Annotated in this window: 14 protein-coding genes; 9 read left to right on the forward strand and 5 right to left on the reverse strand. The window is 62.6% G+C overall.

The window, feature by feature from the left end; genetic code table 11:
• The first annotated feature begins 36 nt into the window (after nucleotides 1-36).
• The 3 genes from GCN78_RS26195 to lpxC all read left to right on the forward strand — a co-directional run bounded on the left by GCN78_RS26195 (nucleotide 37) and on the right by lpxC (nucleotide 2,827).
• A complete protein-coding gene (locus GCN78_RS26195) occupies nucleotides 37-810 on the forward strand; it encodes a helix-turn-helix transcriptional regulator (RefSeq protein WP_152254322.1) in 774 nt (257 codons plus the stop codon).
• Between the two features lie 150 nt (nucleotides 811-960).
• Nucleotides 961-1,803, forward strand: coding sequence for a DMT family transporter (locus tag GCN78_RS26200; protein ID WP_152254355.1), 843 nt, complete (start codon nucleotides 961-963; stop codon nucleotides 1,801-1,803).
• An 88-nt stretch (nucleotides 1,804-1,891) separates the two neighbouring features.
• Nucleotides 1,892-2,827, forward strand: coding sequence for a UDP-3-O-acyl-N-acetylglucosamine deacetylase (lpxC, locus tag GCN78_RS26205; RefSeq protein WP_152254323.1), 936 nt, complete (start codon nucleotides 1,892-1,894; stop codon nucleotides 2,825-2,827).
• Between the two features lie 109 nt (nucleotides 2,828-2,936).
• On the opposite strand, the gene GCN78_RS26210 is transcribed toward lpxC, so the two are convergent.
• Nucleotides 2,937-3,446 (reverse strand): DciA family protein, encoded by a 510-nt coding sequence (locus GCN78_RS26210; protein ID WP_152254324.1) that lies wholly within the window; start codon nucleotides 3,444-3,446, stop codon nucleotides 2,937-2,939.
• Nucleotides 3,447-3,725: 279 nt separating this feature from the next.
• Here GCN78_RS26210 and secA point away from each other — a divergent pair, with 279 nt between their 5' ends.
• The gene (gene secA, locus GCN78_RS26215) at nucleotides 3,726-6,494 is read left to right on the forward strand and encodes a preprotein translocase subunit SecA (protein ID WP_152254325.1); all 2,769 of its coding nucleotides are present in this window, start codon (nucleotides 3,726-3,728) and stop codon (nucleotides 6,492-6,494) included.
• 75 nt (nucleotides 6,495-6,569) lie between these two features.
• Here the strand turns inward: secA and GCN78_RS26220 are convergent, their stop codons facing one another.
• Nucleotides 6,570-7,874 carry an alpha/beta hydrolase gene (locus GCN78_RS26220; RefSeq protein ID WP_193316881.1) on the reverse strand — a complete coding sequence of 435 codons (1,305 nt, stop codon included), beginning with the start codon at nucleotides 7,872-7,874 and terminating at the stop codon, nucleotides 6,570-6,572.
• Nucleotides 7,875-8,102: 228 nt separating this feature from the next.
• On the opposite strand from GCN78_RS26220, the gene argJ reads away from it, so the two are divergent.
• The 5 genes from argJ (at nucleotide 8,103) to GCN78_RS26245 (ending at nucleotide 11,391) form a co-directional block, all read left to right on the forward strand.
• The gene (gene argJ / locus GCN78_RS26225; protein WP_152254327.1) at nucleotides 8,103-9,341 is read left to right on the forward strand and encodes a bifunctional glutamate N-acetyltransferase/amino-acid acetyltransferase ArgJ; all 1,239 of its coding nucleotides are present in this window, start codon (nucleotides 8,103-8,105) and stop codon (nucleotides 9,339-9,341) included.
• Entirely contained in the window at nucleotides 9,338-10,219 is an 882-nt protein-coding gene (locus tag GCN78_RS26230) for an ATP-binding protein (protein ID WP_152254328.1), read from the forward strand. Before argJ ends, GCN78_RS26230 begins: the two co-directional genes overlap by 4 nt.
• On the forward strand, nucleotides 10,216-10,638 hold the full coding sequence (locus GCN78_RS26235) for an NUDIX domain-containing protein (protein WP_152254329.1): 423 nt from the start codon (nucleotides 10,216-10,218) through the stop codon (nucleotides 10,636-10,638). The genes GCN78_RS26230 and GCN78_RS26235 overlap by 4 nt, the downstream gene beginning before the upstream one ends.
• 120 nt (nucleotides 10,639-10,758) lie before the next feature.
• Nucleotides 10,759-10,968 (forward strand): FitA-like ribbon-helix-helix domain-containing protein, encoded by a 210-nt coding sequence (locus tag GCN78_RS26240; RefSeq protein ID WP_152254330.1) that lies wholly within the window; start codon nucleotides 10,759-10,761, stop codon nucleotides 10,966-10,968.
• A 6-nt stretch (nucleotides 10,969-10,974) separates the two neighbouring features.
• On the forward strand, nucleotides 10,975-11,391 hold the full coding sequence (locus tag GCN78_RS26245; RefSeq protein ID WP_152254331.1) for a PIN domain-containing protein: 417 nt from the start codon (nucleotides 10,975-10,977) through the stop codon (nucleotides 11,389-11,391).
• 3 nt (nucleotides 11,392-11,394) lie between these two features.
• Here GCN78_RS26245 and yacG read toward each other — a convergent pair whose 3' ends face one another.
• From yacG to coaE, 3 genes are all read right to left on the reverse strand, one after another.
• On the reverse strand, nucleotides 11,395-11,586 hold the full coding sequence (gene yacG, locus GCN78_RS26250; protein ID WP_034785391.1) for a DNA gyrase inhibitor YacG: 192 nt from the start codon (nucleotides 11,584-11,586) through the stop codon (nucleotides 11,395-11,397).
• Between the two features lie 18 nt (nucleotides 11,587-11,604).
• Nucleotides 11,605-12,360, reverse strand: coding sequence for a cell division protein ZapD (gene zapD, locus GCN78_RS26255; RefSeq protein WP_152254332.1), 756 nt, complete (start codon nucleotides 12,358-12,360; stop codon nucleotides 11,605-11,607).
• 62 nt (nucleotides 12,361-12,422) lie between these two features.
• Nucleotides 12,423-13,070, reverse strand: a complete 648-nt coding sequence (gene coaE, locus GCN78_RS26260) for a dephospho-CoA kinase (RefSeq protein WP_152254333.1) — start codon at nucleotides 13,068-13,070, stop codon at nucleotides 12,423-12,425.
• Nucleotides 13,071-13,098: the final 28 nt, after the last annotated feature.

Here is a 13,098-nt window from a genome sequence, read left to right on the forward strand (position 1 = left end):
CTTATACTGGTATATCCACTACCATGCAGGCATCCGATGTCAAACAAGCTCGCTGAATTCATCCGCGCCCGGCGCGAAGCCGTCACCCCCGCCATGGCCGGCTTGCCCGGTGGCGGGCGGCGGCGCACGCCCGGCTTGCGGCGCGAAGAGCTGGCGCAGCTGTGCGACGTCAGCCCCACCTGGCTGACGTGGCTGGAGCAGGGGCGGCCCGTGTCGGCCTCGGCCAAGATGCTGGCGCGCCTGGCGCAGGTGCTGCAACTGAGCGCGGCCGAGCGCGCCTATCTGTTCGAGGTGGCCGACAAGCATGACCCCAGTCACGGCACAGGCGAGGGCGGGGGGCTTGCGGCCGCCGAGCTGGCCGCCATCGTCGCCGCCATCGACGCGCCCGCGTATATCCTGGACCGCGCATGGAACGCGGTGGCGTGGAACGGCGCGGCGGCCATGCTGTTCACGGGCTGGCTGCATGGCGACGGGGATGCGCCGAACCAGCTGCGCTTCATGTTCCAGGACGCGGGCGCGCGCGCGCTGGTCGTCGGCTGGCCAGAGCGGGCGCGGCGCCTGGTGGCGGAGTTTCGCGCCGATATCGGCCGCCAGGCGGACCAGGCGCCGCTGGCCGGCCTGATCGCCGAACTGGCCGAGGCCAGTGCTGAATTTCGTCAGTGGTGGGGCGCGCAGCAGGTGCAGGGCCGCGATGGCGGCTTGCGCCAGTTCCAGCACGCGCAACAGGGGCTGCTGGCGTTCAATCAGGTGACCTTGCACCTGGCGCGCCAGCACGACTTGAAACTGGTGATGCTGTTGCCGCTGTCATAAGGTAAAACGGCCGCGCTTGTTATAATCGGGCTGACCGCCTGGCCCTGCCACGCTGTCCTGGCTCCGGCCGTCGCCATGATGACGGTCCCGCTCTTTCGCCAGGAGTCTGTCCTGTTACCCCGCAATCCCAACCTGCGCAGCATCTATGTGATGCTGGTCGCTGTCGCCATGTTTTCCCTGATGGACACGGCCATGAAGCTGTTGTCCGCCCATTATCCACCCATGCAGGTGACGGCCTTGCGCGCCCTGTCGTCCCTGCCGCTCGTGTGCCTGTACCTGCTGTACCGTGGCGCCTTCAAGAACGTGCTGAAGGTGCGCTGGCCGCTGCACCTCTTGCGCGGCATCCTCGGCGTGCTGATGATTACCCTGTTCGCGTATGGCTTGAAGCGCATGTCGCTGGCCGAGACGTATGCGCTGTTCTTCGTTGCCCCCTTGCTGATCACGGTCCTGTCGGTTTTTATCCTGAAGGAAAAAGTCGACTTCGCGCGCTGGTGCGCCATCGCTGTGGGCCTGCTGGGCGTGCTGGTGGCGCTGCGCCCGGACGGCTCGGGATTCTTTTCGGTCGCCGGGCTGGCCGTGCTGGGTTCGGCTGCCTGTTACGCCATCTCGGCTGTCACGGGCCGCATCCTGAGCCGTACGGATGCCAGCGAAAGCATGGTTTTCTGGCTGATGGTGATGATGGCCCTCGGCGGCGTGGCCCTGTCGGCGCACGAGTGGGTGGGCATCCGCCGCGAAGACTGGTGGCTGCTGGCGGGCTTGTCGCTGAGCGGCTTCCTGGGACAGCTGGCCATCACGGAGGCGTTTCGCCATGGCAAGGCGTCCAGCGTGGCGCCGTTCGAATACTCGGCCCTGGCCTGGGGCATGGCCCTGGACTGGATGCTGTGGCGTGCCTTGCCCGACGAATACACCCTGATCGGCGCGGCCATCATCATCGGCAGCGGCATTTACCTGGTGCGGCGCGAAGCCGTGCATGCGGAAAGCGAACATCCGTAATGCATGGCCGTAATGCATGGTTGTGGTATTTCTGGCGTGGGCCATGCCGCGCCGCAACGAAAATCCGGCAAATAGATATAATCGACAGATGTTAAAACAACGCACCATCAAACAACAGGTCCGCACCATCGGTGTCGGTTTGCACTCGGGCACCAAGGTGGAGCTGACTCTGCGTCCTGCCGCGATCGACACGGGCATCGTGTTTCGCCGCATCGACCTCGATCCCATCGTCGAATTCCCCGCCAGCGCCATGGCCGTGGGCGACACGCGCATGGCTTCCGTGCTGATCAAGGATGGCGCCAGGGTGTCCACCGTGGAACACCTGATGTCGGCGGCGGCTGGCCTGGGCGTCGACAATATGTATATCGACGTGAATGCGGAAGAAATTCCCATCATGGACGGTTCCGCCTCGTCCTTCGTCTACCTGCTGCAGCAGGCGGGCGTGGAAGAGCAGCAGGCGCCGAAGAAATTCATCAAGGTCATCAAGCCTGTGGAAGTACGTCACGGCAAGGGCGACGCGGAGAAATGGGCGCGCCTGTCGCCGTACGACGGCTTCAAACTCGACTTCTTCATCGAATTCAATCACCCGGCCGTCGATGGCACGATGCAGCGCGCCTCGGTCGATTTCGGCGACGTGTCGTATGTGCACGACGTGGCGCGCGCGCGCACCTTCGGCTTCATGCAGGACGTGGAAAGCTTGCGCGGCATGGGCCTGGCGCGTGGCGGTTCGCTGGAAAATGCCATCGTCATGGACGAGTACCGCATCCTCAACGCCGACGGTTTGCGCTATGAAGACGAGTTCGTGCGCCACAAGATCCTCGACGCCATCGGCGACCTGTATCTGGTGGGCCACCCCTTGCTGGCCTATTACACGGCGCACAAGTCGGGCCATGCGCTGAACAACCAGCTGCTTCTGGCGCTGCTGGAACAGCCTGAGTCGTATGAAATCGTCTCGTTCGCCACCAACGAGGCGGCGCCGCAGTCCTACCTGCGCCAGATGGAGCGCGAGTGGTCGTTGACGTAGGTCGGATTAGGCCGCAGGCCGTAATCCGACAACCCCGCAGGCGCCAACAATGTTGTCGGATTACGGCCCGAAGGGCCTAATCCGACCTACGTGCTGCCGCCTGGCGTTGCTAATCTTTAGGTTCGCGGTGATGGCGGACCATGTTTCGCAGCGCCGCGATCAGTTGCTCGTTCTGCTTCGACGCCGGCAGGGCCGTGCTCAGCTCTTCCAGGGCCGACATGGCTTTTTCCGGCAAGACCAGCGCCCGCGTATGCACGATGGGCGCGATGCTCTTGATGACTTGCACTTTCAGCTTGATGCCTGAAATCTGCCAGCCCTTTCTTTCCAGTTCCCCTTGCAACTTCGGCAATTGCTGCTTGAGCTTGGCCGCCAGCGCCGCGTTCGGCGTGGCCAGCACCAGTTGGCCGCCTTCGAATTGCAGGATGTCGCAATGCTCGAACATTGCCGGCAGGGCCTTGGCGCAATCTTTTTGCAGGGCGGCCAGGCGCGTGACGGTGGGCATCAGGGAAGCCATCGTGGCGTTGCCGCGCAGAAAATCGGTTGCGCCCGTGACGGCCGGGCTTGAACGGGCAAAGCCGTAGCCGCGGCGCGGTGCCGGAGAATAAGTGGGAGTTCGCATGGCCGAAACATAGCACACTCGCCAGCGCGTGACGAGTGCGACGGCGGGTGCGGTGCAGGCAGGCCAGCCGTATTGCCTTACAGTATGGGAAATGTCCGCATTTTCTGCCATTTGTTTGTCATTAAGCTATTGTTATATGGAGCATTACCCCAACCATGTCGGGAACGCATGATAAAATCATCGTCTTTTGCCATAGTCGAACTCCGTGCGGTCACGCGATTGTTACCTCGTTGTCACCTACCGAGCTTTTTTTAACGGCGTTTTTTCAAGAATTCAAGCATGTCATTACTGACCCAGATTTTCGGTAGCCGCAACCAGCGGCTGCTCAAGCAATACCAAAAAACGGTACGCGAGATCAATGCGCTCGAGCCGGCCATCGAAAAGCTGTCGGATGCCGAGCTGCAAGCGAAGACGCCTGCCTTCAAGGAACGCATCGCCGCCGGCGAATCGCTCGATGCCTTGTTGCCGGAAGCCTTTGCCGTCTGCCGCGAGGCCAGCAAGCGCGTCCTGCGCATGCGCCATTTCGATGTGCAGATGATCGGCGGCATGGTCTTGCATTTCGGTAAGATCGCGGAGATGGGCACGGGCGAGGGCAAGACCCTGATGGCAACGTTGCCAGCCTACCTGAATGCCTTGTCGGGCAAGGGCGTGCATATCGTCACCGTCAATGATTACCTGGCGCAGCGCGATGCCGAGACCATGGGCCGCCTGTATGCGTGGCTGGGTCTGTCGACGGGCGTGAACATGTCGCAGATGGAGCACAGCGCCAAGCAGCAGGCGTACAACTCCGACATCACGTATGGCACGAACAATGAATTCGGTTTCGATTTCTTGCGTGACAACATGGTCTACGAAGCGCGCGAGCGCGTGCAGCGCAGCCTGAATTTCGGCATCGTCGATGAAGTCGACTCGATCCTGATCGATGAAGCGCGTACGCCGCTGATCATTTCGGGCCAGGCCGAGAACCATACGGACCTGTATTACAAGATCAATGAAGTGCCTGCATTGCTGACCTTGCAGATCGGCGAAGAAACGCCGGACGGCAAGGGCAAGGTCGAAGTGCCGGGCGACTACACCAAGGATGAAAAGGCGCACCAGGTGCTGCTGACGGAAGCCGGCCACGAAAAAGCGGAAGGCATCCTGATGGAAATGGGCCTGCTGCCGGAAGGCGCGTCGCTGTACGATTCGGCCAACATCACCCTCGTGCACCACCTGTATGCGGCCCTGCGCGCGCATGCGCTGTACTTCAAGGATCAGCACTATGTGGTGCAGAACAATGAAGTGGTGATCGTCGATGAATTCACGGGCCGTCTGATGACGGGCCGCCGCTGGTCCGATGGCTTGCACCAGGCCGTCGAAGCGAAAGAAGGCGTCAAGATCCAGAACGAGAACCAGACCCTGGCCTCGATCACCTTCCAGAACTACTTCCGCATGTACGCCAAGCTGGCCGGCATGACCGGTACGGCCGATACCGAAGCGTACGAATTCCAGGAAATCTACGGCCTGGAAACGGTCGTGATCCCGCAAAACCGTCCGCTGCAGCGCAAGGACCGTCAGGATCAGGTCTACAAATCGTCGGCGGAAAAATACAACGCGATGTTGAACGACATCCGCGACTGCTATGAGCGTGGCCAGCCCGTGCTGGTGGGCACGACCTCGATCGAGAACTCGGAACTGCTGTCGGGCATCCTGACCAAGGCCGGTTTGCCGCACAACGTGCTGAACGCGAAGCAGCATGCGCGCGAAGCGGAAATCATCGCCCAGGCAGGCCGCCCGAAAGCCATCACCATCGCCACCAACATGGCCGGTCGCGGTACGGACATCGTGCTGGGCGGTAACGTCGAGAACCAGATCAAGTTCATCGAAGCCAATCCTGAACTGAGCGACGCCGACAAGGCCGCCCAGTCGCAGAAGCTGCGCGATGAATGGCAATCCTTGCACGACCACGTGGTCAATGCGGGCGGCTTGCACATCATCGGCACCGAACGCCACGAATCGCGCCGCGTCGACAATCAGCTGCGTGGCCGTGCCGGCCGCCAGGGTGATCCGGGCTCGTCGCGCTTCTATCTGTCGCTCGACGACGCGCTGCTGCGCATCTTCGCCGGCGACCGCGTGCGTGCCGTGATGGACCGCCTGAAAATGCCGGAAGGCGAACCGATCGAGGCGGGTATCGTCTCGCGTTCGATCGAATCGGCCCAGCGCAAGGTGGAAGCGCGCAACTTCGACATCCGCAAGCAATTGCTGGAATACGATGACGTCGCCAACGACCAGCGCAAGGTCATCTATCAGCAGCGTAACGAGCTGCTGGAAACGACCGACATTTCCGAGATGATCGGCTCGCTGCGCCATGGCGTGTTCACCGACCTGGTACACGAGTACGTGCCGCATGAATCGGTGGAAGAGCAGTGGGATATCAAGGGCCTGGAAAACACCCTGTCCGGCGAATGGCAGCTCGACTTGCCGTTGCAGCAAATGCTGGAAGCCGATTCGACCCTGACGGACGACGAGATCTTGGAAAAAGTGCTGGTCGCGGCCGATGCCGTGTACCAGTCAAAGATCGATATCGTCGGCAAGGAATCGTTTGGCGGCTTCGAACGCAATGTCATGCTGCAAAGCGTGGACAGCCACTGGCGTGAACACCTGGCGGCGCTCGATCACCTGCGCCAGGGTATCCACCTGCGCGGTTATGCGCAGAAGAACCCGAAACAGGAATACAAGCGCGAAGCGTTTGAACTGTTTGGCCAGATGCTCGACATGATCAAGAACGACGTCACGAAACACGTGATGACGGTACGCATCCAGTCGCGCGAAGAAGTCGATGCGGCCGAACAGGCGATGCAGCAGTCGCACGTGGAAAACGTGCACTACCAGCACGCCGAATTCGACCCGAACGCGGCGCCGGAAGAACTGCTGGCGCCGACGGCCGGCGGCAGCATGGACAACGTCGACGACATGAGCGTGAGCATGGGCGTCAAGGTCGGCCGCAACGATCCATGCCCTTGCGGCAGCGGCAAGAAGTACAAGGCTTGCCACGGCAAGCTGGCTTAAAGCCGGCTGCATGGCTTGAACAGGAACGGAGACTGCGGTCTCCGTTTTTTTTGCCCGTCGCGCGCGTCTGGCGGCTCAGGGAAAGGCCCAGTATTGCGGCGCCTGCGCCGGAATGCCTTTCAAGCCGCCACGGTTCCTTGCCCGTTGCCCCGTCTTGATCATGGTGGCGATGTCGGTCAGCAGGACGCGGTTGCTGGCGAAGTAATCGTGTCCCATGAAGTTCATGATGACGGCCGAGGCATCGATGAGCTCCATGCCGGGTATGCCGACGACGGGCGCACGGATGTCGCCTATCCGGTCCCAGTCGGCAAAACTGTAGGAAGCGCGCATGGCCTTGTCGTTGGCCGAGGCGTACAAGGTGGCGGGAAGCTTGAGGCTGGCAAAACGGGGAGCGATCTGCTCGCGGAAGACATCGGCATTGATGTCGGGCGCCGCCAGCACCACCTGCTTGAACAGGGGCCGCAGCTCGGCGCGTTGCTCCAGCAGGTTGGCCAGGGCCACGGTCATCGGGCGGTTGCCCATGCTGTGGGCGATCAGGTAGATATCCGTGGCGGAAGAATGTTCCGCGAAGTCGGCCAGGAAGGCCTGCAGGTGCGCCTGCGTCCATTCGGCGGCGTTTTCGTCGAACTCGTAGCCGGCCAGGGTGCCTTTCGATGGCCAGCTGTAGAACACGGGCAGGGCGCCGATATCGAGGTCGACCGCCATCTGCGCCGTGCGACGGGCGGCGTCGTCAAAGGAATTGCTGTAGCCATGGATATAGATGAAGGCGGCGCGGCGTTCCGGGGCGGCTTGTATTCTGGCCTTGACGGTGGCGAGAAAATCCGCGCGCGACAGGCGCGTGGCTCCCTGGATCAGCACATATTTTTGCGCATCGTTGCTGGACAGGATGGCGTACCAGGGTGGCAAGGGCAGTTCGCCCGGCGCCCGTTTTTCAGGAATGCTCACTTGCACGCTGCCATAACTGAGGTGGGGCGCCGCGCGGTTGGGTTGCCAGCCGTAGCTGTTGCTCTCCGGCTGATATTTCCTGTCGGTGGCATAGAATACGGTGACTTGCGTGGCGCCCGCCGCGCCGTCGCTCTTGACGGGCGGGGCGGCCTTATCCTTGATGGAGCCGGTGGCGGCGCCGATGGCACCGCCGCCACGCTTGCCGAGGTTGCCGAACAGTCCGCCCAGGCTTGACCATGTACTGGTTCCGGGGCTGGGCCGTGGCGGCCATGCGGCGTCGCCGGGTGGCGGGACCGCGGGCGGCGGCGTTTCCCGCGCCTGCTTGATGGGGGCGGGAGTGGCGGCGCTGTCGGCCGGCGGGCGCGACGCCGTGCATGCCGTCATCGAGGTGAGCAGACAAAACAGGCACAACAGGCCTGAATCGCTGCGTTGCATTCCGTATGACTTGCCATGCGCCATGACATCCTCCCTGGGCGCTTGTGCCAGACTCGCGAAGGTCTGTTCCTATACCTTAGCGCCGTCCGCTGGCATGGTTCTGATAAATCGCAAGCCGGTCCGCCGCGGCGCCGCCGTGGCCGCCGCGACTATTCCTTTGCCGCATGTTCACCCGGGCCGCGAAGGCGCTACAATAGCGCTTCCCTTTTCCCTCGCAGAAGAATTCATATGGCCGTCAATTCCCCCAAGCCCGTCGCCGCCGACTTGAAAGCCGTCGCCGGCATTGAAATCGGTGTTGCCGAAGCCGGCATCAAGAAACCCAACCGCAAGGATTTGCTGGTATTGAAACTGGCGCCGACGGCCACCGTGGCTGGCGTGTTCACCCTGAACCGCTTCTGCGCCGCGCCCGTGCAAATTGCGAAAGCCAACCTGGCCGCCGTGACGGCCGGCGCCGCGCCGATCCGCGCGCTGCTGGTCAATACGGGCAACGCGAATGCGGGCACGGGCGAATCGGGCCTGGCCGACGCGCAGGCCAGTTGCGCCGCGCTGGCCGAGCTGCTGGGCTGCACGCCGCAGCAAATCCTGCCGTTTTCCACCGGCGTGATCCTCGAACCCTTGCCCGTGCAGCGCCTGGTCGCCGGCTTGCCGCAAGCCGTGGCCGCCCTGACCTCGGATAACTGGTTCTCGGCCGCCGAAGCCATCATGACCACCGACACGCAGCCGAAAGCCGGTTCGCGCACCGTCACCATCGGCGGCCATGCAGTGACCCTGACGGGCATCAGCAAGGGCGCCGGCATGATCAAGCCGAACATGGCCACCATGCTCGGTTTCCTCGCGTTCGACGCCACCGTGGCGCAACCGGTGCTGGACCAGCTGGTGAAGCAGGCGGCCGACAAGTCCTTCAATTGCATCACCATCGACGGCGACACCTCCACCAATGACTCGTTCATGCTGGTCGCTACCGGTGCCGGCAGCCTGGTCGTCGATTCCATCGATTCGCCGCACTATGCTGAACTGGCCGCTGCCGTGACCGAACTGTCTACTTTTCTCGCGCAAGCCATCGTGCGCGACGGCGAAGGCGCGACCAAGTTCATGACCGTGACCGTGGAAGACGGCCGCAACGTGGAGGAGTGCCGCAAGATCGCCTATTCCATCGCCCATTCGCCGCTGGTGAAAACAGCCTTCTTCGCCTCCGACCCGAATTTGGGCCGCATCCTGGCCGCCATCGGCTATGCGGGCGTGGACGACCTGGACGTGGGCCAGCTGAACCTGTACCTGGACGACGTGTGGGTGGCCAAGAATGGCGGCCGCAACCCGGACTACCAGGAGCAGGATGGCCAGCGCGTGATGCAGCAAAGCGAAATCACCATCCGCGTGAAACTGGCGCGCGGCGATGCCACGGCCACCCTGTGGACGTGCGACCTGTCGCATGACTACGTGTCGATCAACGCCGACTACCGCTCATGACCAGTCTCGATCAATTCCTGCTGCGCGCGGAAAGCTTGCTGGCGCGCGTGGAAGCGATCCTGCCGCAGCCGATGCCCGCGCCGGACTGGAGCAGCTTCGCCTTCCGCTGGCGCCGGCGCCAGGGTGTGGCCAGCCATCTGCAGGCGGTGGCCCACGTGTCGAACATCGCCCTGGACGACTTGCACAATATCGGCACGCAAAAAGCCCAGATCGAGCAGAACACGCGCCAGTTCGTGGCCAGCCGTCCGGCCAACAACGTGCTGCTGACGGGCGCGCGCGGCACGGGCAAGTCGTCGCTGATCAAGGCCTGCCTGAACCAGTTCGCCGGCCAGGGCCTGCGCCTGATCGAAGTGGACAAGGCCGACCTGGCCGACTTGCCCGACATCGTCGACCTGGTGGCAGCGCGCCCCGAGCGCTTCATCATCTTTTGCGACGACCTGTCGTTCGAAGAGGGCGAAAGCGGCTACAAGGCGCTGAAAGTGGCGCTCGACGGCAGCATCGCCGCGCAATCGGACAATGTGCTGATCTACGCCACCTCGAACCGCCGTCATTTGATGCCCGAACGCATGTCGGACAACAGCAGCTACAAGACGGACGACGATGGCGATTTGCATCCGGGCGAGACGGTGGAAGAGAAAATCTCGCTGTCCGAGCGCTTCGGCCTGTGGCTGTCGTTCTACCCGTTCAAGCAGGACGATTACCTCGATATCGCCGCGCACTGGCTGGCCTCGTTCGGCTGCACGCCGGAACAGATCGCGCAAGCGCGCGGCGACGCCCTGCGCTGGGCCTTGCAGCGCGGTTCCCGTTCGGGCCGGGTGGCATGGCAATTCGCGCGCGACTACGCTGGGAAACTACCTGCGGGAAAGTTGCCGCAATGAGCGAAGTGAAAATCAAACCGGTGGACGTCGCCGTCGGCATCCTGATGAAGCCGAATGGCGACGTGCTGCTGGGCCAGCGCCCGGCCGGCAAGCCGTATGACGGCTATTGGGAGTTTCCTGGCGGTAAAGTCGAACCAGGCGAAGCCATTCTTGATGCCTTGAAACGCGAGTTTGTCGAGGAACTGGGCTTGCATATCGATAGCGCCGAGGCCTGGTGCGGCGTCGAATATGTTTATCCGCACGCCCATGTGCGCCTGCATTTCTATATCAGCCGCGAGTGGCGGGGCGAGCCGCAAAGCCTGGAAGGGCAGGCGTTCGCCTGGCAGGGCACGGTCGGCGTGGAACCCTTGCTGCCGGCCACCATTCCCCTGTTGGAATGGCTCGACGAGGTACGCCGGGAATCGCTGGCGCCTGCCTGATCCCCACTTGTGCCAGCGGGCAGCGTCATGCTGCGTGCTGGCGCAAGCTTTCCTGTGACTTTCCTTGTATCGGCGGCGCTTTGCGCTACAGTGCTTTCATCACGCACTGGGGAGTTTCGCATGCCGCTGACACTGACCTTTACCGATACCGATGAATTGTTGATTGCCGCCTTGCACAAGCGCGCCCGCGCGCACGGACGCAGCATGGAAGAGGAGCACCGCGACATTCTGCGCAACGCCTTGCGGCCGCTGCCGAAGCGCCCGCTCGACGATATCTTGCGCAGCATGCCCGACGTGGGGCTGGACACGGATTTCGCGCGCCGCACCTGACGCGCCATGCCCGCCTACCTGGTCGATACGGATGTGATCGTAGCCGCGCGCATGGGCGGCGCTGCGCCGGCGGGCGTCGTGGATTTTTTCGCGCGCGTGGCGCCGGAGATGCGCTATGTGCCGGTGCAGGTGATCGCGCAATTGCGCGCAGGCATACAGCGCAGCTGGCGGCGCGAGGCGGCGCTGGAAGCATTGGCGCTGGAAGGCTGGCTGGAAGCCGTGCTGGTGGAATATGCGCCACGGCTGCTGGAATTCGACCTCGATTGCGCGCTTGTGTGCGCGCGCCTGCATGGCGATGGCGCCGCGCACGGCGTCGACGGGCAGATCGCGGCGATGGGTATCGCCTATGGCTTGACGGTGGTCAGCGGCAGGCTCGATAGTTTCGCGGCGCAGGGGCTGCGCCTGGAAAATCCGTTTCGCTGAGAGTTACTGCGGCTTGTTGTCTTCGTCCGCGAGGGGATCTTCGAACGGGTCGGCGGCGGGGATCGTGTATTTCTCTTCGGCCCAGGCGCCCAGGTCGATCTGCTTGCAGCGTTCCGAGCAGAAGGGGCGGTATTTGTTGGCTTCAGTCCATTCGACTTTGGCGGCACAGGTAGGGCAATTAACGACGGTCATGATGGGGCAAATAAGTAACAGTTAAAAATTACAGAGCGTGAGCTCGAACGGGACATCTTCTTCCAGCGGCTTGGGTTTCAGGTCGCCGCCCTGGGTAGTGAAGCGTACCCACAGCATGTATTTGTTGGCGGAAATTTCCGGGATGGCGCCGCTGCTCTCGTCCAGGCTCAGGCGCAGCATCTGATAGACCTTGCCTTGCAGCATTTGCTGGTAGCTGCCGCCATTGGCGATCAGTTTGACGGGTCCGCCGGAATCGCGCAGCAGGCGCAAGACCAGGGCCAGCGCATCGAACAGCGGTGCCAGCGGAGCGAACCAGGCGTGGATGTCGGTCAGGCGCTGTTCGCAGCTGCGTTTTTGCCAGGCAAAGTAGGACGGCAAGTCGAATTCGCAGGCACCGCCGGGGATAATGGTGCGGCCGCGGATGCTCATCAGCCATTCATTGTCGCGGATATTCTGGCCCGTCTTGCCTTGCGCCGCCACCAGGGCGCCGCTGACACTGTCGAGTTCGCCGAGGATGGCGTCGAGCGTTTCCGGCTCCACATTCGGATTGCTGCGGTAGCCGAGCAGGCTCTGGCGCTGGCGCTCGAGTTCCTGCAGCAGGTCGGACTTCAGGTCGGCGCGGCCGGCCACCTCGAGCATATCGAAAATGGTTGCCAAGGCGACATGATGTTGCATTGCATGCTCTTGCTGGATGAAGAACTTGAATTTGTCGTACAGGTCTTCCAGCCGCAACAAGGTACGTATGCGTTCGTTGAAAGGGTATTCGTAGACAATCAAAATAATTCCCTTAAGTAAGGACCTGCAAACAATCCCGTGATTTTGAACCAAGCGTCGACAAATTACAAACGTTGCGGCCCGATTCCAGCCATTCTTTTTGAAAATGCCAGATATAAATCGTGCAACTGGGCAATCTGCGGCGCCAGCGCGGCCAAATCGCCATTGTTGTCGATCACATCGTCCGCCGCCGCCAGGCGCATGGCCCGCGTGGCCTGCGTGGCCATGATGGCTTTGACTTGTTCTTCCGATAAGCCATTGCGCGCCATTACGCGTGATATTTGCAAACTTTCCAGGCAATCGATGACGAGCACCCGATTGACCCGCTCCACCCATCCGCCGGACTCGACCAGCAGGGGCACGGCAAAGATCACGTAGCTGCCCGTCGCGGCGGCGGCCGCCGCCAGCGTGGCCTGGCGGATGCGCGGATGCAGGATGGCTTCCAGTTTCGCCTTGGCGGCGGCGTCGGAAAACACGAGGTTGCGCATCTTGCTGCGGTCGAGGGCGCCGCGCGCATCGGCGTAGTCGGGGCCAAATTCCGCCACCAGGGCCGGCATCGCCGCGCCATTCGGCGCCGTCAGGCTGTGGGCGATCTGGTCGGTGTCGACGATGGAGGCGCCGCGCGCGGCGAACAGGTCGGCCACGGTGCTCTTGCCGCAACCGATGCCGCCGGTGAGACCCACGCTGAAATAAGGGACGTTTTGTCGTTGCATGTGTGTATCCATAAGGGGCGCAGTGCTG

Source organism: Janthinobacterium rivuli (genome assembly GCF_009208735.1).
In the GTDB taxonomy this organism is placed as follows: domain Bacteria; phylum Pseudomonadota; class Gammaproteobacteria; order Burkholderiales; family Burkholderiaceae_D; genus Janthinobacterium.

What these genes read in the sequence shown, in the direction of transcription:
- GCN78_RS26195 (WP_152254322.1), top strand. Translation starts at nt 37, where the DNA reads ATGTCAAACAAGCTCGCTGAATTCATCCGCGCCCGGCGCGAAGCCGTC.
- GCN78_RS26200 (WP_152254355.1), top strand. Translation starts at nt 961, where the DNA reads ATGCTGGTCGCTGTCGCCATGTTTTCCCTGATGGACACGGCCATGAAG.
- lpxC (WP_152254323.1), top strand. Translation starts at nt 1,892, where the DNA reads ATGTTAAAACAACGCACCATCAAACAACAGGTCCGCACCATCGGTGTC.
- GCN78_RS26210 (WP_152254324.1), bottom strand. Translation starts at nt 3,446, where the DNA reads ATGCGAACTCCCACTTATTCTCCGGCACCGCGCCGCGGCTACGGCTTT.
- secA (WP_152254325.1), top strand. Translation starts at nt 3,726, where the DNA reads ATGTCATTACTGACCCAGATTTTCGGTAGCCGCAACCAGCGGCTGCTC.
- GCN78_RS26220 (WP_193316881.1), bottom strand. Translation starts at nt 7,874, where the DNA reads ATGCAACGCAGCGATTCAGGCCTGTTGTGCCTGTTTTGTCTGCTCACC.
- argJ (WP_152254327.1), top strand. Translation starts at nt 8,103, where the DNA reads ATGGCCGTCAATTCCCCCAAGCCCGTCGCCGCCGACTTGAAAGCCGTC.
- GCN78_RS26230 (WP_152254328.1), top strand. Translation starts at nt 9,338, where the DNA reads ATGACCAGTCTCGATCAATTCCTGCTGCGCGCGGAAAGCTTGCTGGCG.
- GCN78_RS26235 (WP_152254329.1), top strand. Translation starts at nt 10,216, where the DNA reads ATGAGCGAAGTGAAAATCAAACCGGTGGACGTCGCCGTCGGCATCCTG.
- GCN78_RS26240 (WP_152254330.1), top strand. Translation starts at nt 10,759, where the DNA reads ATGCCGCTGACACTGACCTTTACCGATACCGATGAATTGTTGATTGCC.
- GCN78_RS26245 (WP_152254331.1), top strand. Translation starts at nt 10,975, where the DNA reads ATGCCCGCCTACCTGGTCGATACGGATGTGATCGTAGCCGCGCGCATG.
- coaE (WP_152254333.1), bottom strand. Translation starts at nt 13,070, where the DNA reads ATGCAACGACAAAACGTCCCTTATTTCAGCGTGGGTCTCACCGGCGGC.